The sequence below is a fragment of the Altericista sp. CCNU0014 genome (assembly GCF_044923475.1).
Classification (GTDB): domain Bacteria; phylum Cyanobacteriota; class Cyanobacteriia; order Thermosynechococcales; family Thermosynechococcaceae; genus JAAURS01.
The window spans coordinates 4,501,786-4,527,152 of the sequence record NZ_CP137338.1 but is presented as its reverse complement, the minus strand read 5'-3'; the positions used below and the strand labels follow the sequence as shown (position 1 = coordinate 4,527,152).

At 48.8% G+C, this 25,367-nt stretch carries 30 protein-coding genes; 10 read left to right on the top strand and 20 right to left on the bottom strand.

Features of this window, described 5'->3' with window-relative positions; translation table 11 throughout:
- Positions 1 to 245 precede the first annotated feature (245 nt).
- The gene (locus tag R6H26_RS21600) at positions 246 to 2,294 is read right to left on the bottom strand and encodes an NAD(P)/FAD-dependent oxidoreductase (RefSeq protein ID WP_404785445.1); all 2,049 of its coding nucleotides are present in this window, start codon (positions 2,292 to 2,294) and stop codon (positions 246 to 248) included.
- A gap of 97 nt (positions 2,295 to 2,391) precedes the next feature.
- On the opposite strand from R6H26_RS21600, the gene R6H26_RS21595 reads away from it, so the two are divergent.
- The gene (locus R6H26_RS21595) at positions 2,392 to 2,640 is read left to right on the top strand and encodes a hypothetical protein (RefSeq protein WP_404785443.1); all 249 of its coding nucleotides are present in this window, start codon (positions 2,392 to 2,394) and stop codon (positions 2,638 to 2,640) included.
- A 10-nt stretch (positions 2,641 to 2,650) separates the two neighbouring features.
- Here R6H26_RS21595 and R6H26_RS21590 read toward each other — a convergent pair whose 3' ends face one another.
- Positions 2,651 to 3,898: a class I SAM-dependent methyltransferase gene (locus tag R6H26_RS21590; RefSeq protein WP_404785441.1), complete on the bottom strand. Its 1,248-nt coding sequence runs from the start codon at positions 3,896 to 3,898 to the stop codon at positions 2,651 to 2,653.
- 57 nt (positions 3,899 to 3,955) lie between these two features.
- A complete protein-coding gene (locus R6H26_RS21585; RefSeq protein ID WP_404785440.1) occupies positions 3,956 to 4,984 on the bottom strand; it encodes a hypothetical protein in 1,029 nt (342 codons plus the stop codon).
- A gap of 420 nt (positions 4,985 to 5,404) precedes the next feature.
- On the opposite strand from R6H26_RS21585, the gene pstS reads away from it, so the two are divergent.
- The 4 genes from pstS to pstB all read left to right on the top strand — a co-directional run bounded on the left by pstS (position 5,405) and on the right by pstB (position 9,467).
- On the top strand, positions 5,405 to 6,448 hold the full coding sequence (gene pstS / locus R6H26_RS21580; protein WP_404785438.1) for a phosphate ABC transporter substrate-binding protein PstS: 1,044 nt from the start codon (positions 5,405 to 5,407) through the stop codon (positions 6,446 to 6,448).
- A 143-nt stretch (positions 6,449 to 6,591) separates the two neighbouring features.
- The gene (gene pstC, locus R6H26_RS21575) at positions 6,592 to 7,593 is read left to right on the top strand and encodes a phosphate ABC transporter permease subunit PstC (RefSeq protein WP_404785436.1); all 1,002 of its coding nucleotides are present in this window, start codon (positions 6,592 to 6,594) and stop codon (positions 7,591 to 7,593) included.
- 153 nt (positions 7,594 to 7,746) lie between these two features.
- Positions 7,747 to 8,613 (top strand): phosphate ABC transporter permease PstA, encoded by an 867-nt coding sequence (pstA, locus tag R6H26_RS21570; RefSeq protein ID WP_404785434.1) that lies wholly within the window; start codon positions 7,747 to 7,749, stop codon positions 8,611 to 8,613.
- A gap of 8 nt (positions 8,614 to 8,621) precedes the next feature.
- Positions 8,622 to 9,467, top strand: coding sequence for a phosphate ABC transporter ATP-binding protein PstB (gene pstB, locus R6H26_RS21565; RefSeq protein WP_404791402.1), 846 nt, complete (start codon positions 8,622 to 8,624; stop codon positions 9,465 to 9,467).
- A gap of 147 nt (positions 9,468 to 9,614) precedes the next feature.
- On the opposite strand, the gene R6H26_RS21560 is transcribed toward pstB, so the two are convergent.
- The 5 genes from R6H26_RS21560 to R6H26_RS21540 all read right to left on the bottom strand — a co-directional run bounded on the left by R6H26_RS21560 (position 9,615) and on the right by R6H26_RS21540 (position 12,638).
- Positions 9,615 to 10,220, bottom strand: coding sequence for a Uma2 family endonuclease (locus R6H26_RS21560; protein WP_404785433.1), 606 nt, complete (start codon positions 10,218 to 10,220; stop codon positions 9,615 to 9,617).
- 255 nt (positions 10,221 to 10,475) lie between these two features.
- Positions 10,476 to 10,832: a helix-turn-helix domain-containing protein gene (locus R6H26_RS21555; protein ID WP_404785431.1), complete on the bottom strand. Its 357-nt coding sequence runs from the start codon at positions 10,830 to 10,832 to the stop codon at positions 10,476 to 10,478.
- A 6-nt stretch (positions 10,833 to 10,838) separates the two neighbouring features.
- Positions 10,839 to 11,186, bottom strand: coding sequence for a type II toxin-antitoxin system PemK/MazF family toxin (locus tag R6H26_RS21550; protein ID WP_404785430.1), 348 nt, complete (start codon positions 11,184 to 11,186; stop codon positions 10,839 to 10,841).
- Complete coding sequence (locus R6H26_RS21545; RefSeq protein ID WP_404785428.1) at positions 11,183 to 11,428, bottom strand: hypothetical protein; 246 nt, start codon at positions 11,426 to 11,428, stop codon at positions 11,183 to 11,185. Before R6H26_RS21545 ends, R6H26_RS21550 begins: the two co-directional genes overlap by 4 nt.
- A gap of 109 nt (positions 11,429 to 11,537) precedes the next feature.
- Complete coding sequence (locus R6H26_RS21540; RefSeq protein ID WP_404785426.1) at positions 11,538 to 12,638, bottom strand: helix-turn-helix domain-containing protein; 1,101 nt, start codon at positions 12,636 to 12,638, stop codon at positions 11,538 to 11,540.
- 459 nt (positions 12,639 to 13,097) lie between these two features.
- On the opposite strand from R6H26_RS21540, the gene R6H26_RS21535 reads away from it, so the two are divergent.
- Both R6H26_RS21535 and R6H26_RS21530 read left to right on the top strand, forming a co-directional pair.
- The gene (locus tag R6H26_RS21535) at positions 13,098 to 14,630 is read left to right on the top strand and encodes a hypothetical protein (RefSeq protein WP_404785424.1); all 1,533 of its coding nucleotides are present in this window, start codon (positions 13,098 to 13,100) and stop codon (positions 14,628 to 14,630) included.
- Positions 14,561 to 15,349, top strand: a complete 789-nt coding sequence (locus R6H26_RS21530) for a CHAT domain-containing protein (protein WP_404785422.1) — start codon at positions 14,561 to 14,563, stop codon at positions 15,347 to 15,349. Before R6H26_RS21535 ends, R6H26_RS21530 begins: the two co-directional genes overlap by 70 nt.
- A gap of 473 nt (positions 15,350 to 15,822) precedes the next feature.
- On the opposite strand, the gene R6H26_RS21525 is transcribed toward R6H26_RS21530, so the two are convergent.
- The 5 genes from R6H26_RS21525 to R6H26_RS21505 all read right to left on the bottom strand — a co-directional run bounded on the left by R6H26_RS21525 (position 15,823) and on the right by R6H26_RS21505 (position 18,275).
- On the bottom strand, positions 15,823 to 16,179 hold the full coding sequence (locus R6H26_RS21525) for a helix-turn-helix domain-containing protein (protein WP_404785420.1): 357 nt from the start codon (positions 16,177 to 16,179) through the stop codon (positions 15,823 to 15,825).
- Entirely contained in the window at positions 16,176 to 16,580 is a 405-nt protein-coding gene (locus R6H26_RS21520; protein ID WP_404785418.1) for a type II toxin-antitoxin system RelE/ParE family toxin, read from the bottom strand. Before R6H26_RS21520 ends, R6H26_RS21525 begins: the two co-directional genes overlap by 4 nt.
- 488 nt (positions 16,581 to 17,068) lie before the next feature.
- Positions 17,069 to 17,431, bottom strand: a complete 363-nt coding sequence (locus R6H26_RS21515; RefSeq protein WP_404785416.1) for a type II toxin-antitoxin system VapC family toxin — start codon at positions 17,429 to 17,431, stop codon at positions 17,069 to 17,071.
- An 18-nt stretch (positions 17,432 to 17,449) separates the two neighbouring features.
- On the bottom strand, positions 17,450 to 17,698 hold the full coding sequence (locus tag R6H26_RS21510; protein WP_404785414.1) for a type II toxin-antitoxin system Phd/YefM family antitoxin: 249 nt from the start codon (positions 17,696 to 17,698) through the stop codon (positions 17,450 to 17,452).
- A 388-nt stretch (positions 17,699 to 18,086) separates the two neighbouring features.
- Positions 18,087 to 18,275, bottom strand: coding sequence for a hypothetical protein (locus R6H26_RS21505; protein WP_404785413.1), 189 nt, complete (start codon positions 18,273 to 18,275; stop codon positions 18,087 to 18,089).
- A gap of 6 nt (positions 18,276 to 18,281) precedes the next feature.
- Here R6H26_RS21505 and R6H26_RS21500 point away from each other — a divergent pair, with 6 nt between their 5' ends.
- Positions 18,282 to 18,593: a DUF952 domain-containing protein gene (locus tag R6H26_RS21500; protein ID WP_404785411.1), complete on the top strand. Its 312-nt coding sequence runs from the start codon at positions 18,282 to 18,284 to the stop codon at positions 18,591 to 18,593.
- Positions 18,594 to 18,649: 56 nt separating this feature from the next.
- On the opposite strand, the gene R6H26_RS21495 is transcribed toward R6H26_RS21500, so the two are convergent.
- Positions 18,650 to 19,060 (bottom strand): hypothetical protein, encoded by a 411-nt coding sequence (locus R6H26_RS21495; RefSeq protein ID WP_404785409.1) that lies wholly within the window; start codon positions 19,058 to 19,060, stop codon positions 18,650 to 18,652.
- A gap of 27 nt (positions 19,061 to 19,087) precedes the next feature.
- Between R6H26_RS21495 and R6H26_RS21490 the strand changes: the two genes are divergently transcribed.
- The gene (locus tag R6H26_RS21490) at positions 19,088 to 19,321 is read left to right on the top strand and encodes a hypothetical protein (protein WP_404785407.1); all 234 of its coding nucleotides are present in this window, start codon (positions 19,088 to 19,090) and stop codon (positions 19,319 to 19,321) included.
- Positions 19,322 to 19,363: 42 nt separating this feature from the next.
- On the opposite strand, the gene R6H26_RS21485 is transcribed toward R6H26_RS21490, so the two are convergent.
- The 5 genes from R6H26_RS21485 to R6H26_RS21465 form a co-directional block, all read right to left on the bottom strand.
- Complete coding sequence (locus R6H26_RS21485; protein ID WP_404785405.1) at positions 19,364 to 20,101, bottom strand: MIP/aquaporin family protein; 738 nt, start codon at positions 20,099 to 20,101, stop codon at positions 19,364 to 19,366.
- Entirely contained in the window at positions 20,076 to 20,492 is a 417-nt protein-coding gene (gene arsC, locus R6H26_RS21480; RefSeq protein WP_404785403.1) for an arsenate reductase, glutathione/glutaredoxin type, read from the bottom strand. The genes R6H26_RS21485 and arsC overlap by 26 nt, the downstream gene beginning before the upstream one ends.
- A 20-nt stretch (positions 20,493 to 20,512) precedes the next feature.
- Positions 20,513 to 21,184, bottom strand: a complete 672-nt coding sequence (arsH, locus tag R6H26_RS21475; RefSeq protein WP_404785402.1) for an arsenical resistance protein ArsH — start codon at positions 21,182 to 21,184, stop codon at positions 20,513 to 20,515.
- An 88-nt stretch (positions 21,185 to 21,272) separates the two neighbouring features.
- The gene (locus R6H26_RS21470) at positions 21,273 to 22,328 is read right to left on the bottom strand and encodes a PstS family phosphate ABC transporter substrate-binding protein (RefSeq protein ID WP_404785401.1); all 1,056 of its coding nucleotides are present in this window, start codon (positions 22,326 to 22,328) and stop codon (positions 21,273 to 21,275) included.
- 100 nt (positions 22,329 to 22,428) lie between these two features.
- Positions 22,429 to 22,854, bottom strand: a complete 426-nt coding sequence (locus R6H26_RS21465) for an ArsI/CadI family heavy metal resistance metalloenzyme (RefSeq protein WP_404785399.1) — start codon at positions 22,852 to 22,854, stop codon at positions 22,429 to 22,431.
- 87 nt (positions 22,855 to 22,941) lie between these two features.
- On the opposite strand from R6H26_RS21465, the gene R6H26_RS21460 reads away from it, so the two are divergent.
- Positions 22,942 to 23,304: an ArsR/SmtB family transcription factor gene (locus R6H26_RS21460; protein ID WP_404785397.1), complete on the top strand. Its 363-nt coding sequence runs from the start codon at positions 22,942 to 22,944 to the stop codon at positions 23,302 to 23,304.
- A gap of 59 nt (positions 23,305 to 23,363) precedes the next feature.
- Here R6H26_RS21460 and R6H26_RS21455 read toward each other — a convergent pair whose 3' ends face one another.
- Entirely contained in the window at positions 23,364 to 25,367 is a 2,004-nt protein-coding gene (locus R6H26_RS21455) for a potassium channel family protein (protein ID WP_404785396.1), read from the bottom strand.

Genomic DNA, 25,367 nt, shown 5'->3' with positions numbered 1-25,367 from the left:
TTGGGAACTTAAGCATCACATTGAATGCCCCTCTCTGTCACCTTTGACAGATTTGAATATTGCCTGCTGGTAAGGTCTTCATGACTTTTCTGCACCATCAAGCCGCGCCTACAAGAACGATGTCCGCCTACGCGGACTAGGAGAAGATTTCAACCCGCGCAGGCGGGTTTTGTTCTTGTAGCCGCGATTTCAATCGCTAGGTTAATTTAATCCACGATCCTTAGATTGAGATGGATTCTACTGTGTCATAAGGCTTTGGCTGGCACAGGCGAGGGTTTGGGGAGATGGGGAAGCGATCGCTCGATTCGCGCTTTCCCCATGGAATAGGTGACGCTGTAGCTCAGGGCCAGCAGCCATAGCCACAGCCTGGGATAACGCGGTTCCAGATAGGGTTGAAGCCGCCGAACAAAGGCGGGAAACCAGCTTTTGAGGAAGGCATTGACAAACGCTGCTACGGTGAAGCTCCAGTAGCTTTGGAGCCACCGCAGCATATCCGCCGGGCCGACCAAATCCCAGATCCAGTACAGCAGGGCCGGATTCGTAAAGGCGGCCTTGATGGCCATGCGGTTAAACGGCAGCCAGCCAAAGCGATCTTTGACAAACCCATCTGCGATTTCTGGGGTTTCTCCGGCCAAGATGCCAAAAAACGTATTCAGCATAGAATTTACGCGCTGGGGCGGAATCTGCCGTCCCGTGGGCACCATCATCCCCCGCGAAAACAGCCAGGTGACGGCAATGTTGCTCTGGTAAGCGCGGATTTGATTGAGGTCTTGGGCCTTGAAAAGGTTATTGCGCAGGGCGGTGTCCAGGAGATCGGTGAGGCGCGGCAGATTGCGGACCATCGACCCGAAGCCCGTAAATACTAGCGGCGACTGCATGGAGGCCGCATCCCCGATCGCGACTAGGCGATCGAAAGCCACGGTGCGATCGCGATCGTTGGCGCTGAAGTGACCGGGGATATAGCCAAAGGTGGGTTTAATCCAAGTCAGTTTATCGAGATCGCAGCGACGATACTCCGGCAGAATGGTAAAGAAGTCCTCGTACATTTCCAAGAGCGACCCTGGATTTTCAGGATGCACCTGGTGGTAGTGAAACAGGTAAAACGTCAGTTCGCTACCAGGGCCGGGAAACAATTCCCAAATCAATTGCCGTCCTCGCGAGATATCACCGTGGCTGTTGAGGACATCCCCATAGGAGGAATCCCATACCGCCGGATCGATGCCGGACAGGACCGCTCCTACCGTCGGGCAAACGCTATCAAAGGCCCGTTCGCCATTTAACTGCCAGGCAATGGGCGAAGCAGTCCCCATGGCGTCAATTAAGATTTTTCCTGCCGCCTCTTTGAGGGTTTGAGAGGGTAAATGGGTGCCTTGGACCTTCACTTGGTGTGGCTGTACGTCCGCGCGGGAGAACTCTGTATAGTCCCAAATTTCGCCTCCAGCTTTACGGAGTTTTTCGCCGCAGACTTGCAGGAGTTTGGCTGAATTGACGGCAATGTTGAGGACCGTGGGCGTATGTAAAACCGCAGCCTTAGCCTGAGGCGGGTTATTGGCATCAAAAAACTTATGGAATCCGTCCGCATACTCGCGGGCAATCAAGCCCTCAAACTCAGCGGCAGTAAACAGTCCCAGGTCGATTAAATTCTGGAATTCCCCGCGGGAGATATTCCATTCTCGGTGCATGCGTCCAAAGGGAAGTCTCTCGATCAGCAGTACGCGATAGCCCAACTGCGCCATAACCGCAGCGTGAATGACGCCGAGAGCACCGCCGAGATAAATCAGATCGTAAGTTGGCAGATCGTCTGCGTTTGCTGCATCTCCCTGAAAAATGACTTGAGGAGCCTGCTGGGGGGCTTTCACGCTATTGCGCCAACGCTGTTCCCACCAATAAACCCGCGCGAGGTCGGCTTCGCCCTTGGGCATTTGCCGAAAATATCGAACGGTGAGCGGGTATTGCTGTTCTAAACCTTCAAAGATAGAGGTTTGGGTGAGATCGATGGGGGGCGGGGTCGGATACCGGACGGGAAAAGCTCGTTCGAGATCTTTGCGAAGCTGTTTGAGAAACTTTTGCTCGTTAAGAGGCGATGACTTGCTCCATCGAAAAATTTTGAGGTAAGTGGTACGCTGGACAGACCAAACAAAGATCGACCATTCCACTTCCGGCGAAAGCCTCACGCGGCAACCTTCTGACGCGATCGCTTTTGCCCCAAACGCGGGTTGGAAATCTCGTTGGAGCCAAACTTTAACGCTGTTCGTATCGGGTGTGGGGACTTCAGTGTAAAAAATTTCTTGCATTTTGGCCGCAGTGAGGAGAAAGCGTTAAAAATAGGTTAAACTGCCGGGTGCAGTTCTAAAAAGAACTTGACGCAAAGTTTACACACCTAGGGGGGTTATGGATCATCCTAGCGCTTTGGAGCCCTCGAACGGTAGCCAGGGCTCTATTACTGAAGAGTTGATTGCCGCGACGATCGCCGGACTCGTCAGCAGCGCCTACGCCCGAGGTCAATCTTTGGAAGATTTGACCGACCTTGTCTTAGAAGAAGATCCCGAGTTGGACCAGATGACGCGTCAATGGCTCAGCGAAATTGTGGCCGAGGCTTGGAAAGATCTATCCGGTTCGGAATGCCTGGAAGCTGCCTGAGCGCAAGTGCTTAAAATTTCTTAAAACCTTTGAAGGCGTATCGATCGAGGCAAGGCGTTTTGGCAGTCCCCTGGAGCAAGACGCCAAAACCGCCCAGCCCCAGTGGATTTGCGAGGGCGTGGAGGGCTTCCCGCCGGCGCAGAATTTCCATGAAGTTGACGGCTGAAGCAGCGTTGCGATCGAGGCGATCGCCCAGGCCCAAGGCCATCAAAAATAAACCCTGCTGCACGCGAGCAATGTTTTGAAGTCCCAGGTTTTCGCCCTGCCGTTCTAGGGCAGTGAAGTTGACGTGGGCGGTGATGTCTTGCTGTCCGACGGCCCAATAGGGATCTTCGTGGTGCGCCTGTTGGTAGTAGCACTGGAGCGTCCCTTGGCTGCGCTGGGGACTGTAATATTGGGCGGCGGTATAGCCGTAGTCGATGGTGAGGATGTATCCGCAGGCGAGCTTCTGCGCAACGGTTTTGAGCCAGTCCAAGGCGGCTAGGTTGATTTCGCTGCGGTAGCCGTTGGGGTAAGACGCGAGATCGAGATCGAGCATTTCTAGGTACTTTTGAAGTGCTGGTGTCGAAGGTGGAGCGACGACTTCGGCAAATCGAATGGAGTCTGAAGCGGGATCGGCAATCGCGACATAAATCTCCCGCACTTGCCCTGCCTGAATCTCGATCCGATGGACCGGAAAAGCATCCACTAGCTCGTTAGAAAAAAAGCAGCCCGTAATGCTCCGGTCGGGAATTTCTGGCCAGGTTTTCCAGGTGAGTTTTCGGTCTGCTTCAAAGGACTTGAGGCTGTACCGCTGTTCGGCAATAAAGGCGGTTGCTTTTTCAATGATGACGTACTGCAATGCTTCCCAGAAAGCGGCGCAGTCTGATGCGGGCGACTGGCGGGAGCTTTCGCGCAAATAGTTCAGCACGTCGGCGGCAATGAGCCCTTGTCCCGCACCCATTTCCACAACGTGAAACGGAATGGGTCGTCCCAAAGAAAGCCACAAATCTAGAAATTGTTCTGCCAGCAACTCTCCAAAATCTGCACCCAGATGAGGGGACGTGACAAAATCTCCCCCCGCGCCTATTTTTTGGCGTTGAGCGGCGTAGTAACCGAGCGCTGGCTCGTAGAGCGCCCAGTCCATAAACGCTGCAAAGGTGACTCGCTGTTGGGGCGATTCAGCGATGCGAGATGCAATGCGGCGGCGCAAGGGTCGGTCCTCAGCGATCGCAGCGGATTGGGTCGAGGACTCGGACATTGGCGGAGGTTGAGTCATGCCGACGGCTCAAGAGTGCATTTCCATTCTGCACGAAAGCTGGAACAGAGAACGGCTTCAATTTCCGGCTGGATTGCTCCGCCATACGGCTACGATCGTGCCGCTACCAGATTTGGTCGGTACCAAACTCAGGTAAAAGGGCTTCAGCGATGCCTTCTTGATTTCATAAAGCAACCCGCCCCCGTAACCTTCTGCAATCGGACTAGGTTGGTAATCAGAGGTTTGTAAGCTTGTACTGAAATACCCCGAAAAAAGCTGGTCAGGGGTCTGGCCTGGCACTAGCTTTAGCGATTCGATTTCTGGATTTGGCGTCGGCGAGATATCGAATCCTTGAGCATCCTGACCGCCTAATTCAGTGTAAAAAGCCTCAGGACTGGCCAACTGCTCTGGCGAAATGGTTGCTTCATTTGCTTCGCCCCCGCCCGGAAGTTGACCCAAGATCGTTTGAGTAAAGTCAGACGGAATTTGCACGGCATTTTGCAGGTCTGCCAACGTGATTGCCGTCGGCGCGAGCGCGTAAATTGCACTATCTCCGGTCCAAAAAATATTGAGAAACTGAGTAGCTCCTTTTTTCTCGACTTGATAGACCTTTCGACTTTCTTCAGAGACGGCAGGTTTAATGGAATATTTCTTGAGAGGAAGCTGTTTCTCAAAAAATTGAGTCACCGCAGCTAAGGTCTGCTGCGTATCGAAGCAGGACTCAACATTCAGACAGCCTGAGACGGCATTGGGGTAGTGAGGAAAGTCTTGAATTGGATCGCTGTTATCTACATCTGGTGCAGGTTTTTCAGGTCTGGCGGAGGGTTTCTCGGGTTGTAAATTCTTAGATGTTTTTCCATTCGGTGCTGCCGCTGCCGTTTTTTTGAGTAAGTTAGGTACAACTAGACCTTTTTGAGGAATAACTGCCACGGACCGCTTTCGAATCGGACGAGGTCTAATGAGCTTCTTAGGCGTTTTAAGAGGGGGTAGCGCGCTTAATTTAACGGTTTTGGGCTGAGGAGAAGCTACCTTTTCAGGCGGTGCAGGGATTGGCATCAGCAAAACTGCAGCATGGAGTCCTAAAGAAGCCAGCACCATAGGCTTCATAAAAGGACGCAGGGACGGTGGGAGCTCGATTCTTTTGAAATTTAGAAATTTTGGAAGAGACAGCGTGCGAGCCATAATTCATTCAAACAAGACAACAAGAAAGAAACTAACTTGACCTAAACCGCTGTCTGGATATTCCTTGACATTTTAACTTCATTCAAATTCAATGATTTAACAAAAATCTCACATCGGAAATTTTGAAGTTTTATTGAAAATCACTATACCAAGCTTTTACTACTTCAGAGCGCCTAGCAGATCGTACCTTCACTCTAAAATCTAAAGGTTAAAAATACTGTAAGTTAAGCTGACCTTAAACCGAGCTTATTTGTTTCTTTATCTAAGGTTAACTATTTTTCTATATGAATGATTGTGGGGTATCCAAACCAACATTTTTGACTATCATTTAATTGGGAGAGTGTGATGGGTCTTAACTCCACAGTTGTTCGTCGTGCTTTTACTGCTTCTGTTGTAACATTTGCAGTTTCGGTTACTCCTTTGTTTGCGGCGATCGCCCAAGCCGTCACCCTCAACGGTGCTGGTGCAACCTTTCCGGCTCCCCTCTACGAGCGCTACATTCGCGAGTTCAAGAGCAAAAATCCAGGCGTGACCGTCAACTACCAAGGGATTGGCAGCGGTGGCGGCATCAAGCAGATGCAGGCTGGTTCCGTTGACTTTGCCGGTAGCGATTCTGCCATCACTGACGAGCAAATCGATAAACTGCATCAAAATCGCGGCGTATTGATGGTGCCCACGGCAGGTGGCGCTGTTGCGATTGTCTATAACGGAATCGCACCGGGCCTCAAGCTTTCTCAGTCCGCACTAGGCGAAATCTTTGGCGGCAAAATCACCCAGTGGAACGACCCGGCGATCGCCAAGACAAACCCTGGCATGAGCTTGCCGGATCGAACTATCCGCCTTGTGGTTCGTGCCGATTCCAGCGGTACCACCTTTATTACCACCAATGCACTGAGCGCCATGAGTCCCTTCTTTAAGGGGAAAGTAGGCGTCAGTAGCGCTCCGAAGTGGGGCGGAAAACCTATCCAAGGCAAAGGTAATCCTGGCGTTGCGGAAAGCGTCAAGCAAACGCCTAACTCCATCGGCTATGTTGAGTATGCGTTTGCCAAGCAGAACAACATGCAAATGGCGGCGATCCAAAATAAGAAAGGGGAGTTTGTAATGCCCTCCTTGGAAACCACCCAAGAAGCCCTTAGCAATATTAAATTTCCCGCTAACTTCCGCGTATTTGAAGGGAATCCCGCTGCAGGCTACCCCATTGCAGGATTGACCTGGATGCTGGTCTACAAAAAATACGATGCCGAGAAGCTACCCGCCATTAAGGATTGGGTGCGATGGGTTCTCAACGACGGACAAAAGATCAATCCAACCCTCGACTACGTTCCAATTCCCCCAAGCGTCAGAACTCGGGTATTGCAGCAATTAGAAGCGAACGTTAAGGCGCAGTAGTTGCTTGCGCTCTCGAACTCGGTGCATTTTTGCCCGCTTTCGCGATCGCCATCGTTTCTCTATAGGTTGGGTTCGCTAAACGGCGAGCCCAACCTATGACTTTAAGACTCCCTAATTGAATTAGTTTTGCAATTCCCGTACCAATGGCAAATGCATCAGGCTCGTCTTCTCTAACCGACCCCCCTCTTCAGTCCTTGAGCGAATTCCCCGTCGTACCGCTCAGTCCTTTTCAGGCTTTAATGGGCGAGATCGGCGATCGCGGGTTTCAGGCGATCGCGTTCGTGGCCGCATCGATCGCGGCTGCCGTTCCGTTTTGCGTGGTTATCCTGCTGTTCCGCGATGCGTCTCCTGCCATCGCAAAGTTTGGTTTACCCTTCCTCTGGCAGCAGGATTGGGACGTTAACGAATCTATTTTTGGGGCGTTGCCCTACCTGTACGGCACCCTCGTCAGCTCGGCGATCGCCCTTTTTTTGGCCCTGCCCGTTGGGGTAGCCGTGGCGATCGTCACCAGCGAAGCAGTCTTGCCCAAATGGGTGCAGGCTCCCATTGCCTTTTTGGTAGAACTCATCGCCGCAATTCCCAGCGTCATTGTGGGACTGTGGGGCGTAACGGTGTTGATTCCGGTGCTGTTGCCAGTGCAAGCGTTTTTATACAGTAATTTTAAGTGGCTTCCGGTATTCGGCACCGAACCCTTTGGGCCTAGCTTGTTAATTGCAGGCGTTGTCCTGGCCATCATGATTTTGCCGACGATTGCCGCGATCGGTCGGGAAGTGTTTCTGGCCCTTTCTTCCGATCTGCGCAACGGAGCCTTTGCCCTCGGCGCTTCCCAATGGGAAAGTATTATCTATATTGTCCTGCCATCTGCAGCCCCTGGCATTTTTGGCGGAGCCAGTCTTGCCCTAGGTCGAGCTTTAGGCGAAACCATGGCCGTAGCAATGGTGATTGGGAACGTGAGCGCCATCGATATTTCTTTGCTCAGCCCCGGTACCACCATCCCGTCTCTGCTGGCCAATCAGTTTTCCGAAGCGACGGAAACGCTTCACATTGGCGCGCTGATGTATTTGGCGCTCGTACTTTTTTTGGTCACGTTTGCGGTCAATTCTCTGGCGGTGTTTATGGTTCGATTCATGAACCGAAATGCTTAAGAACCCAGCATTAAACCCAAAATTTTGTGAGGGCAAGTTTTGCTGAAGCGCTTCGGGATTATCCCATACACTATCCGCTAAACCCGCTCCGCCCGCTCGACTTGATTGACGCCACAACCCTAAGTTGCAAACCTTCACTTTCTAGGCCCGCCTGTGTCTCAACTGTTCTCTCCCCAGCCATTGTCCAAGAAACTCTTTAACCTCGGGATGGGCTTCCTTGCGTTTGCCCTCAGCATCTTGGCGTTGATTCCCCTGCTGGCAATGGTCTGGGCCATTCTCAGCAAGGGGACTCCTCATTTGTCCTGGGATGTCTTGACCCAGCTCCCCGCGCCCGTTGGGATGAAAGACGTTCCCAATGGATTTGCCAATGCCATCGTAGGTACGGGGGTGATGGTGGCGATCGCCTCTGCCATCAGCATCCCGTTGGGGATTTTGACGGCCATCTACCTTTCGGAATTCGGCAAAAACTCTGCTTTTGCCAATGGGGTTCGGTTTTTCGTGACGATTTTGAGTGCCGCTCCTTCGATTGTGGTGGGGGTGTTTGCCTATGCAGTCATCGTGATTCCATTTAAGGGATTTTCGGCCATCGCGGGAGGCTTTGCCTTGTCGATTATCATGCTACCCGTGGTGGCCCTTGCGACGGAAGAGTCGCTGAAGTTGGTGCCCAACGCTCAGCGGTTAGCTTCCGCTGCCCTGGGGGCTGGGTTTGCCCGCACGACACTGCGGATCGTGCTGGCGCGCGCTTTGCCGGGAATTCTGACGAGCAGTTTGTTAGCGATCGCCCGTGCCTCTGGAGAAACTGCCCCGCTGATTTTTACGGCACTGTTCAGCCAAAACTGGCTAGAGAGCCTGTCTGGACCGAGTGCCTCTCTTTCCGTGATGATTTTTAACTACGCCACGTCTCCCTTCACCGAGCAAAAAGACTTAGCTTGGGCGGCAGCGTTGATTCTGTTGGGCCTTGTCTTGCTCACCAATTTACTGTCTCGGTGGGCAACTCGTAAGCGTTGGAAAACTCTGTAAATTGTATGATGTCTTCTCCAAATCCTCTCCCGTCTGATGCACGAGTTTCTGTCGCCAGTGGACCTGCAGCAGCAGAGCGTCCGCTCGTGCCAGTCATTCATGTCCAGAATTTGAGCTGTTTTTATGGGCATCATAAGGCGGTTGAAGGTGTCTATATGGACATCTATCAAGGTCAAGTGACGGCTATTATCGGTCCTTCTGGGTGCGGCAAGTCTACCTTTCTGAAAACCCTCAACCGCATCGGCGAGATGGAGAGCAATCTCCGCATTCAGGGCAAAGTAGAGTTGCAGGGCAAGAATATCTACGCGCGGGGTACCAATCTAAACCAGCTTCGCCGTCAGGTCGGGATGATTTTTCAGCAGCCCAACCCTTTTGCCATGAGCATCTACGACAACGTAGCCTACGGCATCAGAACGATCGGCCGTCCCAGCCGTTCCGTCCTGAACGATGCAGTTGAGTCTGCTTTGCGCAGCGCGGCATTGTGGGATGAGGTAAAGGATAGTCTGAATCGGTCTGGGCTGGAACTTTCTGGCGGTCAGCAGCAGCGACTTTGCATTGCCCGCGCTCTGGCAGTCAATCCCAAAGTATTGCTGATGGACGAACCTTGTTCTGCTCTGGATCCGATCGCCACGATGAAGATTGAGGAACTCATCCACGCCCTCAAAGGCAAGCTGACGATTGCGATCGTGACTCATAACATGCAGCAGGCCTCGCGGGTTTCCGAGCACACCGCATTTTTTAGCGTCGATGAGCGCCGCGTAGGTCAGTTGGTCGAGTTTGGTCCTACCTCGCAAATCTTTTTAGAAGCAGAACAGCCCAGCACTCGCGACTACGTTGCAGGACGGTTTGGTTGACACTCCCACGGCTGAAACGCGATCGGCTCGAGCTTAGCGCGATCGCCTACTCCGGCAATCCTTTAGAAGGGCGATCGCTACGCACCAAGAGTTTGCAGCCCGAGCTTTGCAGACTATTTCACTTCAACCGCTTGACAGTCGGGGAATTTATCGCGGTAGAACGTCGTCTAGTCGAAGATGCAGGTTCGGAAAGGTAGGGGAATAAATGGGCTGGCCTAAGTTGTATTGGTGCCGACTGTACTCATCGCCATCCAGATGGCAAATGGTGAAAGTAGGTTGTTTAGGCTTGCCGATAAATGCGATGCCTCCTAAGGCTCGATAATCTACAATCCAATATTCCGGGATACCGAGGAATGCGTATTCTTCGACTTTACGGGCGTAGTCGTCTTGCCAGTTGGTGCTGATGACTTCAACTACGAGTTTTACAGTGGAGCCGTTGCAAATAATCGGTTCTTGTTGCCACAAAGGTTCTTGGCTCAGTTTTTCTTCGTCGAGCACAATTACATCAGGGCGTAGGGCGGTCGCTTCTGCTGCGGGCGGTTCGATCAAACAATTTTTGGGAACGATCCACGGGTGACGATTTTGGAGAATTTCCATAAAAATCCGGCCAGCGAGGTTACCTGCGACGCTTTCGTGCGGCCCGGTGTGTGACCTGTCTCGCAGTTCTCCGTCGATGAGTTCGTAACGGGGGGTGTTGCCGTATTGAGCTAAAAATTCTTCAAAGGTGAGGGTTTTGGCGGAGGTGTAAGTCATCGGAAGCCTCTCAAGCTGAAAAAGCCCGAATACTGCGGGATGGGGCTTTTACGATTATATGGGCGATCGCAGTTTGAGCCGTGCAGAAATCTCGCCAATCGATTGAACCTCAGAGGCGATCGCCCTCTAAGAACCATACCTCCCTGGAATCATCAGAATCATAGGCCCATGTAGCGTTTGTTTGGGCGATCGCCCAGCGCACGCTCAAGGAATAGTGTAGGTGGTGACATTATGTTGAACTTGGTAGGGCTACACTCAAGCGTTGGGAATGATTACGAGTAGAGAGGCCGCTTCTTTGGAGCTGGGCTTTGGTCTGACCACAATCTCAACGTCCTGATCGAGGCGAGTCAAATATTCCATCAGGGTTGAAGTTGAGAATTCAGAGAGTCGTCCCCGAATGAGCTTTGAGACTTTTGCCCGATCGATGCCAAGAATCTCGCCAGCTTTTGCCTGAGTTAGTTTTCGTTCTTTGATGATTTCAGAGATTCGTTGCACAAGCTGAGATTTAGCAAGACGTTCTTCAGGGTTGGGAAGCCCAAGATCGGCAAAAACGTTACCGCTCCCTGTTTTAACGGTTTCGCCTGCGTAGATTTTTGCTTGTGTTATTTTCATGAAAGATTACAATCCCAGACAGTATCGAACGGCAGTTTCAACTTCTGTCATTTTTGCTTCGGTCAATACCCCAACGGGTTCGTTAGTAAATCGCTTTGGATCTAGAGAACGAATCTGGAAGCAGAGGAACACTGTTTCTAGTGGTAACCCGCTGTCTTCTGGAGAAACGCGCACGTTAGTTGCATAATTTTGGCGAATATTGGTTCCTTTGGTGCCCACGATAACGGTAACAACCAGCGGCAAGGTATTGATTTCATCGATCGAGAAGACTAAAACGGGTCTTTGTCCGGCTTGTTCTCGTCCTTGGACTGGATTGAGGTTGACAAAATAGATTTGTCCGCGCTGAATACTCATTCTGGGGCTAATCCATCCATTTGGGCGATCGCAAATTCTGAGTCGATGGCGGACAGTTCTGACTGAATATCTGGGTCGGCAGCCATTTGAGCAAGTTGAGCGGCAAGATTGGATGGGGTAAGCGGCAAGGTGGGCAAAACAATAAAAACGTTCACTTCTTGGCCTTCTGAACCGGATGGAAGCTGAAGTTCAACTCGGTTGCCAGGTAATACTTTGGTTGTGATGTGGAGTGCTGATTGCATGGTGAGAGCCGCTAGGGTCTAAGTGGCATGAATCCCTTTGCCTATTGTATCTCTGTTTGATTTCGAGTCAGGGTTCTGAGCATGTTCAGCCTCTGGCTTGCATGAGGTATTACTGACAACGATCCGCATTGCTTTGGGCAGGCCCTTTGAGTCCGGCTTCTACGATGTCGAAGGGTTGTCTGAGCAATTCTGCTGCTTTGGGGACTGCAATCAGTTTTTCGGCGAGGGCGCGGTAGCATAACCGCTCGAATCGACGTTCTTTTTCGTATTCGCCTCGATGGTTTGGCGGTTCGATTTCTTCGGGTTCTTGGGTGCGCCAACCGCAGGCGAAGGTCTGGAATGCGTAGGTTAAGGTGCTGTCGGAGATGATATCGATGTCGCGTAGGCGCACCAGTAGGGCGGCACCGCTCACTCGGTAAATTCGTTTGAGATCCATGAGTTCTCGATAACCCAGTGCGTTTCGGCGTTGACCGACTTCGCGCTGGAGGTGGGCGCGCGGCATTAGAAAGGCACCTGCAAAACGATTGGAGAAGCGTTCTTCTTCTTTTTCTGACAGGAGTTGAGGATCGATGACGCGATGGGCTAATTCATGGGCAAGGGTTAACCGCCGCCGTTCTAGGGTTTTATGCCGATTGATCACGACGACGGGCAGTTCTGGGAGTTCATTGGTTTGCTGGACTAGGCAGGTAAATCCTGAAACGCGATCGGGTAGGTCGTCAATTAGGACTTTTAGCCCTTTCTCTTCGAGCAGTTCGGTCATGTTGGGAATTGGGTCTAATCCTAAGTTCCATTTTTGACGGACGGCTTCTGCTAGATTTTCGGCTGCTTCGACGGTTTTAACCTGCTCAGGCGGATCGATGGGTTTCTCCCAGGCGGCGCTATCTAGGTCGAGCAATTTTTCGATTTGCAGATAGCGCTCTACCCATTCCAGCAGGGAGGTTTCGACACGAGCGCAATCTTTGGCGGTGGTGTTGGCGGTTTTGCGAAAGTCTACGGCGGTAAGGCTGATGCCTTGGGTATCCATGAGGTAAGGGATGGAGACTTCCAGTGCTTTGCTCAGGGCGATGAGAACTTCTGAGCTAGGGGTCATTTCGCCGCGTTCGTATTTACCGATGGCTTGGGCTGATACTTTGCTGTCTATTGCTTCGGCAAGCCCCCGCAATGAGAGGCCCGCCTTTTTGCGCGCCAGTTTAATACGGGCTCCGATCATGGCTGCTAGATTTACAAAGAGAAATTTTAATCTTTACTGTAAACCATAGAACTGAATAAAGATAACAAGAATCTCGTGGAGATGGCGGTTACGTTGAAAAATATGCGGGATGAGTGTGAAGCGACTAAAAAAGGTCGGGTTTGGTTATTTGATTAATCAGCAGGTGAGAGAGCAGATTATGAAGCGAATGAAATCATAAGGGAGATTAACAAAGTATTGTGTTAAGCATCGCAATTGAAGCACTGTGGGGATATCTCATATCAATTGGAAAACTACGTTATTATTGCGATTCATTTTTACAATATAAGTAAGTAGCAGCGCGAAAAAATCTGACAGCATCAAAATATTGGCAATCATTCTGCAAAAATAAAAATAAATTATAATTTTTCTGAACTATATAATTTTTCTGAACTATAATAAATTCAGGAAAAATCTATTAATCACTTCTTCTTTATTAAGATGGGCGAATCAAAACGGCGAAAAAAGTTGGATCCCAGCTATGGAAAACCTATAAATGCATTTCTAAAGCAGAGAGAGATACATAAGATTAGTTACTACGTAATAGTGGAAAGACCAGATTCAATCGACTATGAAATTCCTAAAAATCTAACTCTAGGATATATTGACATTATATATGATCTTCCAAAAAGTATTATTCAAGTTTACGATCCACTTTTATGGAATCTTATGAGCATAAAAGCTGGTGAATACTCTAACATTGAGTTTAATCTTATTTTTGATGATTATGCAAGCAAAGAATATGAAAATATATTCAATCAGAAATGGAAAATAATTGTAATATTTTTATTCAGCAAAAGCAATTTAATTTTTGATAAAATTAATTCATTAACTAGGTCATTCCTTATATATAGTGACAATAAAGAAATACAATCCAAGATCAAGAAATCCGAGAACTTAAGTAACAAATACTTTGGTGATCTAAATACTTTCTATGGAAAAATCACTAACTTTAGCTTGAAAGAATTAAATGTTTCCCATACTAAATTTATGTCACACCAAAAAGACAGGAAAGAAAAAGTCAAAGAAATACTGAAAGATTTAGATCTAGTAGGAGAACCGGGATTTTTGCCATGCAGATCAAATATAGCTAATATTAAACAGTTTATCGGAATTGATTGTGCAGATTTAATTGAACATATAGAGATTCCATTTAGTGGTAGAGTCGATTCTCTGATCAAAACTTCACTAGCATTGAATAAACTTTCGGAGTGGATTAAAACACATGAATTCCTGGATTTAGAAAAAACGCTAGTGAATTTGCCTGAAAACACACTTATTTTTATTTATCCATATTTCAATCCAAAATATAAAAAAATAGTAGAAACATATATTCAAGATTTTAAATGTGATGAAAAAAAGAAGCTTCAAAAGTTTAAAAGCTTTAGATTTTTGGAGCAAGAAATTGATAACTATACTTACAAAGCAGAATCTACTACACTAGATGACACCGTAGGTCATACCTTATCTATAAAACAAGCATATCTTAGATACTTAGATTTTGTTGGATATTTGCACTCAACATTTAATTCATCATCTTATATTAGAACTCCGTCTAGAGGTGCTACATTAAATTCTTTCTTGAGCAGACTGTCGCCTGAGCAATACAAAAAATCAAATTCAAATTTATCCACAAGCAAGAATATTAATGAGATTGGAAAAGCCATTTCAATAAATTGCCCAAAACAGTATTTAGATTTTATAGGGTCAGATATACACTGTATTTTTTCAATTTCAGACTTACCTCTTGAATGGATGTTAATCGATGGAGTTCCATTATCATTTTTATGTGATCATTGTCGTATCCCTGAAACTGGCCCAACAAGTATTCTCGCGCAATATAATTTGAATAGTAATAAAATCTTCAAAATAAATAAAAATTTACTATCTAAAACTCTAGTTATTTGTGGCGCATTGAATGGGGATCCAATCTTAGAAAAATTCAAAATTCAATTCAATTCAATATACATTTAACTGATAATCATGAAGAATTAGAGTATACTGCAGTCCATGTATGCTCAAAAAATGAACTATTCAATCTTGTAAACGAATTTAAGCCACACCTATTGATAATAGACAGTCATGGAAATTTTGATACTCAAGAAGAAGGAAGTTACATTTGGATTGGAAATGATAAATTATTTGGATCCGATATTATCAAAAATTTACCTCAAATACCTCTCGTTATAATGTCGTGTTGTTGGGGATCGCCTATTTATGGAAACTCCAATACAATTGCTCAAGCTTTTTTTGAGAATGGAAGTTTTTCAGTTCTCTCTACTTTTCTGCCAATTTCAATTGATAGAGGATTTCTGCTTTATAAGCGAATCTTACATAATTTATCTTATGCATTAAATTCATCGGTTCACAAAAATTGGGCAAGTTTTATTTCTCATAATCTTAGGACTTCATACTTTGATGACTTATTATCCGAGATTTTTCATAAGTTTGGGATGGACGTATTAAATGAAGATGGATACTTGGCAAACCGTTCACACTGGCAATATCTTTGTTTAAGTAAAGAAAATAGACGTAGAGCTTACTTAGAAGTGAACAGTTTTGTATTGCAATGTATAAATCAAGATATTAAACAGGATGTTGAGATTTTTTTGCGTTTGGAACAATGTTTGCCAGAGTTTTTAATTTATACACATCTAGGAAGAGGTGATCTAATCCGGTTCCATATAAATTAGTTTTACTAGGTATTTCAATATAATAAAGATGCAAAATGGCAAGATATGCATCAGGTATCGTGTTGCAGAAAATTACTCCTAACAATGTAATGCAATAACCTCTGCCTCACCTTAATCCAGGGATTGTTTCAAAAGTTGAGCATCTGCTTTGAATTGAGTGAGCATCTGTATCTGAAATTTGTTCCTCTGCGATCACATGTCTTGGTTGTGGAGGTTAATCGCATTTAGGAGGGTTGGGGCGATCGCCTTTCCTTCTCAGAACCAGTCAGCAGAATCCATCGCCTCAGCCTCGCCTTAGTCTAGCGTTTGCTTCAAAAGCTGAACGACCGTTTAGGATTGCGTGGGCGGCTGTATCTGGAGTCATCCCTCTGCGATCCTATGTTTTCGCTGTGGAGGGCGATCGGGTTTCATCGAGGTGGTTTTTGTGGGGGGCGATGCCCAACCCCAAGCAAACTCTGGGGGTCTGTCTAAATTCAAGCGTGTGCTAGCGGTTTAGATGGAATGTGTAAGGGGTCAATTTTAGGGACTGAGCTTTCGTCAGCAGAGACAAAGTGAACTTCAATTGCATAGCCTGCTCCCGCAGCCAACTTCATTAGGGTTTCTAGCTTTGGCATTTGCTTTCCAGACTCGATTCGAGCCAATTGCGGTTGTTTAATCCCCACGCGATCGGCAAAATCCCGCTGATTTAAACCCGTTGCTTTTCTTAGTGCAATAACGTGACGAGCAACATCAAACTCAGTTTCTAGCGCATCGTATTCAGCCTTTACCGCTGGCTTGGCAAGGATCTCAGCACGAACAGAATCCCAGGAAATAGTATTGGTAGTCGTCATCGTTTCTTACCCTTTGTCTGTTTTGGATCTTTAGTCGGAGTTTCCTGTTTAGACTTCTCTTCAGCCAAAAATGCGTTCATGCGCTCTTGAGCTAAATCCAGTTCTTTCTTTGGAGTTTTTTGGGTTGTCTTCTGAAATCCATGCAGCAGGATAAAACGCTTGCCAGTGTAAGCAAAGTACAGGGTTCGGTAAATGTTCGTATCTTGCTCAACGCGGATTTCATACAGCTTGTCTGCTAGTGGTGCAACATAGGGCTTACCAACGGCGGTACCTTGTTCTTGCAGAAGATCGAAAATCCGACCAAATTTGGCCTTAACCTTCGGCTCTTGAGCCTTAAACCATTCAAGAACGGGCGAGTTGCCGCTGGGAACCTTATAAAATTCAACTTTCCACTGACTCACAGAATTTCATAACTTTTGATAACTTGAACGTTATCATAGTCTACCCCAGCATCCCACTCATCGCAACACCAAAGATTTTGTCTTAAGAGGTCGGTCTCCTCGCTTCCCATTTTCTTGGGAAGCCTTTGCTTTCGCGGTAGATTTTGTCCGTCCCTCTGCGATCGTCAGCTTTGCTAGTGAAGGGTGATCGCTTTTAGGGGCTGGGGCGATCGTATTTCTTGTTCAGAGCCAGTCAGCAGAATCCATTGCATTAGCCTCCCCTTGGTCTAGCGTTTGCTTCAAAAGCTGAACGACTGTTTGGGGGTGCGTGGGCGACTGTATCTGGGGCATCCCTCTGCGATCCTATGTTTTGGTTGTAGAGGGCGATCGCAGTTCAGCGAGGTGGTTTTTGTAGGGGGCGATTCTCTTTCAGAGACGCTTTGCGATCGCCAAACCTAAACCAGCTCTGCGGATTCATGGCGATCCTTTCTGACAGAAGAGCATTAAACTCACCAAATCACTTGAACAGGATACTTTGGAATGGTTTGGTCAGACGTAATAATGGGAAGCTGTTCGACCTGGCTTTGAGCCACCAATATTCGGTCAAACGGATCGCGGTGATGTTCCGCTAAAGTCCATAACTGTAAAACATGCCCGATCTCAATAGGCAAAAGCTGAAACCCATAATGAGCAATCCGGCTAGGAACGTATAGCTCAGGCGAATCGGGAAGCGTCAACTTTCCTGAGCGCGTCTTGATAATAATTTCCCAGACACAAGCAACGCTCAAAAATATCTCATTCTCTGGATCTTGCATAATCTCGTAGGCTTGAGCGGTCAACCTATCCTTTTTCCCCAGACCATAAAAAAGCATTCGTATCAAGCAACGCCTTCATTCTACGTCTAGGCCCTCAAACGCTTTCAAGATATCTTCAGGCAGCGGATCCTCAAAATCAGGCGCAAAAATAATTTTCCCCTCATCAATCCCAGGAATCCGACGAGCCTTAAGTTGCTTGTTTGGAATCACTCGCGCTAGCTCATGACCATTCTCCAAAATGATGACTTCTTCACCCTTACGGATCTGCTGAAACAACTCTGAGATTTTGGCCTCCGCCTCTGTAACGCTGATATTGATCGTCATGGGTTTTTCCTAGAGGAACGTTCGGCTTGCAAAAATTTCAATCTCATAAAACGATCGTGCGTTTAAGATCAGGTTTTATTGGTGCGTTCGGAAAAGACTGAGATTGAGCTGGGCATCTGGGGGACAAGGGCGGGTTGAAATGGCTTAGTCCATCTAAATTCTAGGCTACATAAAGATTGGCTACCCAGTGCGTAGTCTTTTTTCTCTGCGGATCTCTTGATGTCCATCGTAGACAAATATAGGGTATGGGGCGATCGCGTTTCCTTCTCAGAGCCAGTCAGCAGAATCCATCGTCTCAGCCTTCCCCTGGTCTAGCGTTTGTTTCCAAAGCCGAACGACCGTTTGGGATTGCGCGAGCGGCTGTATATGGAGTTATCCCTCTAAGATCCTATGTTGTGCTGTGAGGGGCGATCGGTTTTAGGGGGATGGGGCGATCGCCGTAGCCAAAAAAACACGTCTGAACCTTTGCGATTGCGACGATCGCAGGGGTAAAAGCTTCACGGGCAAAGCGACAGCATCTGGGTCCCGTTTGGGGTCGGTGCGAACTCTCGGGTAAAATTCCCGCAGTACCCAACATCGCCCCATGACAAACCTCTTTCACATTACAGAAGCCATTTGCTGGCAGGCCGCTCGAGCTGAAGGGATTTATCGGGCAGCATCCTTGCAGACAGAAGGGTTTATCCACCTTTCAGAACGAGACCAAGTCCCGTGGGTGGGAAATCAGTTTTATCGAGGCCAGACGGGATTGGTGCTCCTAGAGATCGATCGCGCGCTCCTCACATCAGAACTCCGTTACGACAAAGTCCCCGGCCACGGTACATTTCCCCACCTGTATGGGCCATTAAATCTAGAAGCAGTCGTGCGAGTTTCGTCGTTTGAGCCAGAGGAGAATTGACCCCGCGCCACAACCGCGCCACAAGTCGTTGCCGAAGCAGTCGAAAAGTAAAATTTTTATAGATCCGATGGTTGAAAGCCATAACTCTCAAGAATTTCATTGTGCCCGCTAACGATGATTCTATTACGAATAGACATCTCGTTATTTTTGGCATGGTAAGGAGACAAAAGATGCCTATTGATAGAGCCAGAGGATAGTGCAGCAACAATACCATCAACAAACGCAACTGATTTCTCGAGAACAAAGAAGCTTTGTTTCATAGATTTCAGCTTTTCCTCTATAGTCGAACCTGCCGGAATATTGATGATGTCAAAGTGCCCGAAGTATCTATATTGAAGCGTTGCTATCTCATTTAGACTTTGGAATAAAATATCTTTATCGATATTACCTAGCTCGAGATTCTCCCGTAGGAGAGAAGTTTTATAATCGCGTTCTAAAATAATTCGCTTGAGGAAATCGTTATCCATACAAATAAGCTCTATCCGTCTACTGATGTGATTTCTAAAGATGAGCGTAACAATATCGGTATCGCAGTCGTCTGTATCTCAACCGCGATCGCCATTTCAGCCATCAATCTAACCCTATTGTCACAATCGCTATTGAAACGCTACTTCAAAATCAGCATTAACGATCGAGGTTTGTTGGAGGAGCGATCGATGAAAGCCTTGATTCGAGAGATTGTCAGCTTTCTCGTACTTATTGTAGATGCTGCTTCGTTTTCAAAATAACCCTTTAAATCCTGAAACGACTCAGATCGAGCCTCAGTCCATTTAAGGCGCTATATCTTGAAAATTATTCGATAAATGTCGATAGGTCAGTACCGCTAACTGCGCGCCTAAAATGGGTGCCACCCAGTACAACCAATGATGCTGCCAAATCCCACCCACAAGCGCGGGTCCCAACGATCGCGCGGGATTCATACTCGCCCCCGTAATCGGACCCATAAATGCTGCTTCTAGTCCCACGGTCAACCCAATGGCTAAGCCCGCAAAGCCCACTGGAGAACGGCGATCTAGACCAGATCCCAAAATGACGAACATCAAAATAAATGTCAGCACGATTTCGAGGATAAAGGATTGCATCCAATTCCCTTGGAGGGGAAGCGTCGCTCCCAGTTGGGCCACATTCCCGAGCGAGAATCGCAACAGTCCCGATGCTGCTATTGCGCCCAAAGCCTGAGCCAGAACATAGGCCATTACCTTCTGACGCGGAAAAAATCCGCTGGCCCAGAATGCTAGCGTCACAGCCGGATTAAAGTGGGCATCGCTGATATGGCCGAGGCTATAAATTAAAGCCGCAACTACAGCGCCAAACACAAAGCTAATTCCAAGGTGTGTGACAGCACCGCCGCTCATGCGGTCGACCATCACGGCGCCCGTCCCTGCAAAGACCAAAATGAAGGTGCCAATTCCTTCGGCGATCGCCGCTGCTGACCGCAACCCATACTTTGGTCTGCGCCGAGCGGCTTCAGCCTTGACTCGGCTACGCAATCTCAGAAGATTCTTCATGGGTTAATTGCTGGATTAAGGTTTTGACCCGCTCTTCTACTTCGTCGCGCACCCTCGGAAAAATTTCGGGTTGTTCGGCAGGGTCGTCCAATTGCCAGTCTTCAAAGATATCTCGCATCACCCAATCCGTTGGCAAATTCACGCCACACCCGCACAGGGAAACAACCGCATCAAAATCTTCCGCCTTAAAGTCGCTGAGGGGTTTAGAAGTCTGGTCGCGAATATCGATACTGACCGCATCCATCGCAGCGATCGCCCCCGGATTCACTTGACTGGCTTCCAGTCCAGAACTGACGATTTCCAGCTTCCCATTAGCAAGGACTTTGGCAAATCCTTCTGCCATTTGCGATCGGGCAGAATTCTTCTTGCACACAAACATGACGCGCTTCATGGATTCAATACTCTCTATCGTTAGGATGATGGTTGTCGGGCAGGAATTTCGAGGGCGCGGTCGGCCACTGCTGCAATCTGTTTGGCTGCCCGCGCTTTACGCTCGCTATGGCGATCGCACAAGTAATCTGTCTTATCTCGCAGTAGTAGCGTGAACTTGTAAAGTTCTTCCATCACGTCGATGACGCGATCGCGGTAGTCGGAATCCTTCATGGTGCCGTCTTCGTTGAATTCTTGATAGGCTTTGGCCACCGAAGACTGATTCGGAATCGTAAACATCCGCATCCAGCGCCCCAACAACCGCAGCGTATTCACCGCGTTGAATGATTGCGACCCGCCGCTGACCTGCATTACCGCTAACGTGCGGCCCTGGGTGGGTCGCACGGCCCCAATGCTCAATGGAATCCAGTCGATTTGATTTTTCATAATGCCCGAAACCTGCCCGTGCAGTTCCGGGCTAGACCAAACCTGACCCTCAGACCATTGGCTCAGTTCTCTCAACTCCTGTACCTTGGGATGGGTATCGGGCACGCTGCCGTAAATGGGCAGCTCTCGCGGATCGAAAAATCGCACTTCTGCGCCAAAGTCCTCAATGATGCGGGCCGCTTCTTCTGCCAGCAAGCGACTGTAGGAACGCTCCCGCAAGGAGCCATACAAAAACAAGATTCTGGGGGGATGGTCGAACGATATCATGAAGGTTAATTGGGTTTTGAGTAGCTATAGTACGCTGGCAACAAGTTGATGTACGCGAACGCTGCCGTTTCTGCACCACCTTTGACGTCTAAAACGCAGCCTGTTTGCGAAGGAGTTGACCGATGGTGAGGTTAGGTTGTGGCGTGCCTCCAAACACGGTGCCAACTTTACCCCGTTCAAAGTGAAGCAGCGAGAGACGATACCCTTCTTCTGGGAGGGGAATGTAGCCCGCAGCATTCACTAATTTCTTACCGCTAGAGAGGTAAAAGTTCACAAAGGAACGAAGTTCGGGCTTGTCTTGAGCCGCCTTAGAGTTCACGTAGATAAACAAGGGCCGCGCTAAAGGCTGATACTGAGCTTTCTCCACTGTTTCGCGAGACGGTTCGACGATTCCCTGACCGTTATCAATTCCCAAAACCTTTAACTTGCTTTGATTGGCTTCGAAATAGGCAAACCCAAAGTAGCCTAGTGCGCCAGGATCTTTACTGACCCCTGCCACCAGATCGTTGTCATTTTCACTGGCAGTGTAGTCGCTGCGACTCGCGCCATCTTTGCCCACTACAACCTCTGTAAAGTAATCGTAGGTCCCCGAATCTTTGCCGGGGCCGAAGAGCTTAACGGGTGTTGCTGGCCAGGAAGAGCGCACCTGCCGCCACGTTTTGACTTTGCCTTGAGCGGCTGGTTCCCACAGCCGCTTTAGTTCTGCCACAGTGATGTCCTTCGCCCAGCTATTCTGAGGGTTGACGACAATGGTGAGCGCATCGAATCCAATCGGCAGCTCAATATAAGCGGTGCCTGCCTGCCGACAAACTTCCATCTCTTGTTCTAAAATTGGACGGGAGGCAGCGCTAATATGGGTTTCACCTTTACAAAACCTTTTAAATCCACCTCCCGTACCAGAAAATTTGCTGTCAATTTGAACTTTTTGATTGTGGGTTTTGAACGCTTTTACAATGGCTTCTGTAATTGGAAACACGGTACTAGAACCATCAATCTGGATCGTGCCAGTCAAGCTAGCATCCGGCAGCTGAGGTGTAAGCTGAACCGGAAGCTGAGCAGAATCCGCAACTCGTTCTGGCCCACCGCAGGCAGCTAGCAGGAAACCTATTGCGCTAAGAATCGCGCTGGAAAATTTAATGTTCATGGAAAAACCTACGAAATGTGGTTTTGCACCTTTAATATTATTTGAGCGTTTGTCGGACTTTCAATCCATCACTCGCCTGTATCGCCACCCATGTTTGCAATTAACAACACTGAGTACCGCAGGCCGTTTTCAGGTTAAGACGCGGACTGGGACGATGAATGCTGGAATCTTCTAAAACCGTATAAATTTCCCACGGTGCGCCATCTGGGTCTTTAATCCAACCCTTGTCCTGGAGTGCATAGCAACAATCGACATTTTTCTCAAGGGTTGCAGCCAAACCAGACCGATCGAGCCGAGTTAGGGCAACCTCGACCTCATCGGAGGTTTCCACTTCTACTCCCAAATGATTCAGCGTTCCGGCTTTTTCGGCATTTTCAATCAACACCAGCTTGAGGGCAGGTTCTGCGATCGCAAAGTTGGCATAGCCGGGGCGAAGTTTTGCAGGCTCGGCCCCGAACAACTTGCTGTAGAAGGCAACAGCAGTGTCAATATTGCTGACGTTCAAAGCCAGTTGAACTCGCGACATCTAATTTCCTCCTTAAATCGATAGACATCAATATTTATCGATATCTATATGTTGCCAAGCATATCGATGTTTGTCAATATAGTAGGTATGAAACCATTTCTTTCAGACTGTTGCCCGCCGCTACTGCTCGACCATCTCAAGTCCAGCGATGCAGAACAACTTGCGGCAATGTTTCGGGTCTTGGGCGATGCTTCTCGGCTGCAATTGCTGAGTCTCATTGCAGCCCAACCTGCTGGCGCTGCCTGTGTCTGCGAACTGATCGAGCCTTTGGGGCTATCGCAACCTACGGTAAGCCATCACCTCAAGGTGCTCTTCGATGCAGGGTTTTTAACCAAGGAGCGGCGAGGCACCTGGATGTACTATCGCGTCGTGCCTCAGGCGCTAGAGGCTTTGCGCGAGTCGCTGGCATCTCCAACTGTAAAAACGTTGCTCGGGAGCGGAATTTCCTGAAGTCGGAACTGGCAATTGCAAGGGTCTATGTGGCAGATCGTACCTTGCGATCGCCCGTGTCAGTTTTCCGTCGATCTAGTAACGATGCGGGCTAAAATTTGAACCTTGCCCAGGGCGCGGACAAGGCGCTGCGCTTGAGGTTTGTAGAGCGGCACGTCGAACGTTCCGGGCAGGCAGTTCATTCCGGCATGGGCCAAACCGAGCTCGCACCCAGAGATTCTGCTGAGGATCGACGTTCCTTCAAATATCGAATTGGGTGCCAGCGCTTTCTCGATGCGCACTTGCCAAGTGGGGGGCGAGATGATGCCCTTTTCAATGTTTTGCAAACTTTCTAGGGTGGCAAGGACCACAAGGCGATCGCCCGCCTCTAGGCGAATATCCTCAGAGGGCATGAGCTTGGCAGATTCTTTCGACGACCGTTCGTGGAGGATAGGTACTACGCCAAACCCATAGGCCACCTCCGCAATGAGGCGTCCTTGGAGGGTGTCTTTCTCTTCGATGCGATATTCCGTCACCAAAACCGTCTGGCGATGGAGGTGCAGCAGGCTTAAAATATTTTCGCCGAAGGCGGCGGCAGCAAATACCTCGGCAGCTAGAGCATCCACGCTAAAAGCTTGGGCGTGGGGCAAAAGCTGGGCAATGCGATCGCCAAATTGCGAATCGGCAGTGCGTAACACGAGCGGGCAGTCGGGATTGATGGTCTGCACCGTCAGCCCAATTTCTAGATTCGCCATCTCATCGTCGGTCAAAATCATAACGCTGCGCGCCGTTGCGAGATTGACCTTTAGCAGTGCGTCTCGAATCGTGCCGACGGCAAGCGGCAAATGAGGCAAGGTGTTTGCATCCAAATTTTCAGCGCTGATGCCGACACAGGGCTGCTTTAGTTCGTGCAGGAGCTTTGCGACTTCTTGACCGACGCGCTCTAAACCAATTAAAACCACATGGTTGGCGATTGGCAGGGGCGGACGGGATTGCAAAAAATTTATCCTGGCCGAGAACACCCTTTCAGTTAGAAACGCGTAGATGATTCCAATAAATAGCGTGCCTGCAACGGTCAATCCCAAGCTAAAGAAATGGAGCCAAACTGGAATGGGAAATGGGAGCTTGAGTTGCCCGAACAGGTTGTCGTAGCCGCCCAAGATCAGGACCAATGCAACGTTGATGGCATCTTGCAACGTCGCCTCTGGATAGTGAAGTTTGTACAGGAGGGTGCCAAGCACGACGAGCGTCAGCATGCTCAGAATGCCGACGATCGCCACTCGTTCTGTTTGAGTGCGCGATCGCCATCGCAGTCTCAGGGCCTGTCTCAGCGCTTGCTCTCCCCAACGCAAATCCAGTCGAAAGCGGCGCACGGGCAAAGATTGAAAACCAGCATCCTCCATAGATATCAACCGATCTGCAATTTCTAGGTAAGCAATGCGATCGCCTGCCCGAACTGAGGACTGAGGCTCCCAGCGATAAAATTGGGGCGGGAAATCATTCTCAGTATGGGTACAACTCAAAACGCGGCGCGTGGAGGTATTGAGTTCGTAGAGCTGGCGTTGGTTGCACCAAGGATGGCTGGGCGTTATCGTCTGTTGCGCGACGCGAAACAGACGATGGTCGAGTTGAAAAAATCCGAGGGTTTCGTCTTGCAAGCCTGCGAGGGAGATCGCGGAAGCAATGAGCTGGGTAGGTTCAAAGGCAATGAAGTTTCCGAGGCGATGGCCCAAAAGGCGGTTCAGGTTCTGCTGCTGCGATCGCACGATCAGACGAATATTTGGGTTCAATGCCCGTGCGGCAAAGGCAGCACTCAGATTCACCCGATCGTCGCTCGTGACCAACAGAATGGCACGACAGTTGTAAATGTGGGCTTGCTCTAGCACCGAGGCTTGGCGGCAGTCTCCAAGCCAAACTCCATCGATCTGGGTTGCCAAGGCAGGGATTTCCCAATACTGGACTACCGCGAGATCGATGGCATAGACCGTCGCGCCAAAGCTTTTGAGCGCCGCAATGCAAGACTGTCCCAAACTCCCCAACCCACAGACTAAAAAGGCATCGGCTTTGGGGAGGTTGGTTCCCAT

Bases quoted from the DNA above. Each gene is read 5' to 3' on its own strand.
- R6H26_RS21600 (WP_404785445.1), bottom strand. From the start codon at position 2,294: ATGCAAGAAATTTTTTACACTGAAGTCCCCACACCCGATACGAACAGC.
- R6H26_RS21595 (WP_404785443.1), top strand. From the start codon at position 2,392: ATGGATCATCCTAGCGCTTTGGAGCCCTCGAACGGTAGCCAGGGCTCT.
- R6H26_RS21590 (WP_404785441.1), bottom strand. From the start codon at position 3,898: ATGACTCAACCTCCGCCAATGTCCGAGTCCTCGACCCAATCCGCTGCG.
- R6H26_RS21585 (WP_404785440.1), bottom strand. From the start codon at position 4,984: ATGAAGCCTATGGTGCTGGCTTCTTTAGGACTCCATGCTGCAGTTTTG.
- pstS (WP_404785438.1), top strand. From the start codon at position 5,405: ATGGGTCTTAACTCCACAGTTGTTCGTCGTGCTTTTACTGCTTCTGTT.
- pstC (WP_404785436.1), top strand. From the start codon at position 6,592: ATGGCAAATGCATCAGGCTCGTCTTCTCTAACCGACCCCCCTCTTCAG.
- pstB (WP_404791402.1), top strand. From the start codon at position 8,622: ATGTCTTCTCCAAATCCTCTCCCGTCTGATGCACGAGTTTCTGTCGCC.
- R6H26_RS21560 (WP_404785433.1), bottom strand. From the start codon at position 10,220: ATGACTTACACCTCCGCCAAAACCCTCACCTTTGAAGAATTTTTAGCT.
- R6H26_RS21555 (WP_404785431.1), bottom strand. From the start codon at position 10,832: ATGAAAATAACACAAGCAAAAATCTACGCAGGCGAAACCGTTAAAACA.
- R6H26_RS21550 (WP_404785430.1), bottom strand. From the start codon at position 11,186: ATGAGTATTCAGCGCGGACAAATCTATTTTGTCAACCTCAATCCAGTC.
- R6H26_RS21545 (WP_404785428.1), bottom strand. From the start codon at position 11,428: ATGCAATCAGCACTCCACATCACAACCAAAGTATTACCTGGCAACCGA.
- R6H26_RS21540 (WP_404785426.1), bottom strand. From the start codon at position 12,638: ATGATCGGAGCCCGTATTAAACTGGCGCGCAAAAAGGCGGGCCTCTCA.
- R6H26_RS21535 (WP_404785424.1), top strand. From the start codon at position 13,098: ATGGGCGAATCAAAACGGCGAAAAAAGTTGGATCCCAGCTATGGAAAA.
- R6H26_RS21525 (WP_404785420.1), bottom strand. From the start codon at position 16,179: ATGACGACTACCAATACTATTTCCTGGGATTCTGTTCGTGCTGAGATC.
- R6H26_RS21515 (WP_404785416.1), bottom strand. From the start codon at position 17,431: ATGCTTTTTTATGGTCTGGGGAAAAAGGATAGGTTGACCGCTCAAGCC.
- R6H26_RS21510 (WP_404785414.1), bottom strand. From the start codon at position 17,698: ATGACGATCAATATCAGCGTTACAGAGGCGGAGGCCAAAATCTCAGAG.
- R6H26_RS21505 (WP_404785413.1), bottom strand. From the start codon at position 18,275: ATGTTGGGTACTGCGGGAATTTTACCCGAGAGTTCGCACCGACCCCAA.
- R6H26_RS21500 (WP_404785411.1), top strand. From the start codon at position 18,282: ATGACAAACCTCTTTCACATTACAGAAGCCATTTGCTGGCAGGCCGCT.
- R6H26_RS21495 (WP_404785409.1), bottom strand. From the start codon at position 19,060: ATGGATAACGATTTCCTCAAGCGAATTATTTTAGAACGCGATTATAAA.
- R6H26_RS21485 (WP_404785405.1), bottom strand. From the start codon at position 20,101: ATGAAGAATCTTCTGAGATTGCGTAGCCGAGTCAAGGCTGAAGCCGCT.
- arsC (WP_404785403.1), bottom strand. From the start codon at position 20,492: ATGAAGCGCGTCATGTTTGTGTGCAAGAAGAATTCTGCCCGATCGCAA.
- arsH (WP_404785402.1), bottom strand. From the start codon at position 21,184: ATGATATCGTTCGACCATCCCCCCAGAATCTTGTTTTTGTATGGCTCC.
- R6H26_RS21470 (WP_404785401.1), bottom strand. From the start codon at position 22,328: ATGAACATTAAATTTTCCAGCGCGATTCTTAGCGCAATAGGTTTCCTG.
- R6H26_RS21465 (WP_404785399.1), bottom strand. From the start codon at position 22,854: ATGTCGCGAGTTCAACTGGCTTTGAACGTCAGCAATATTGACACTGCT.
- R6H26_RS21460 (WP_404785397.1), top strand. From the start codon at position 22,942: ATGAAACCATTTCTTTCAGACTGTTGCCCGCCGCTACTGCTCGACCAT.
- R6H26_RS21455 (WP_404785396.1), bottom strand. From the start codon at position 25,367: ATGGGAACCAACCTCCCCAAAGCCGATGCCTTTTTAGTCTGTGGGTTG.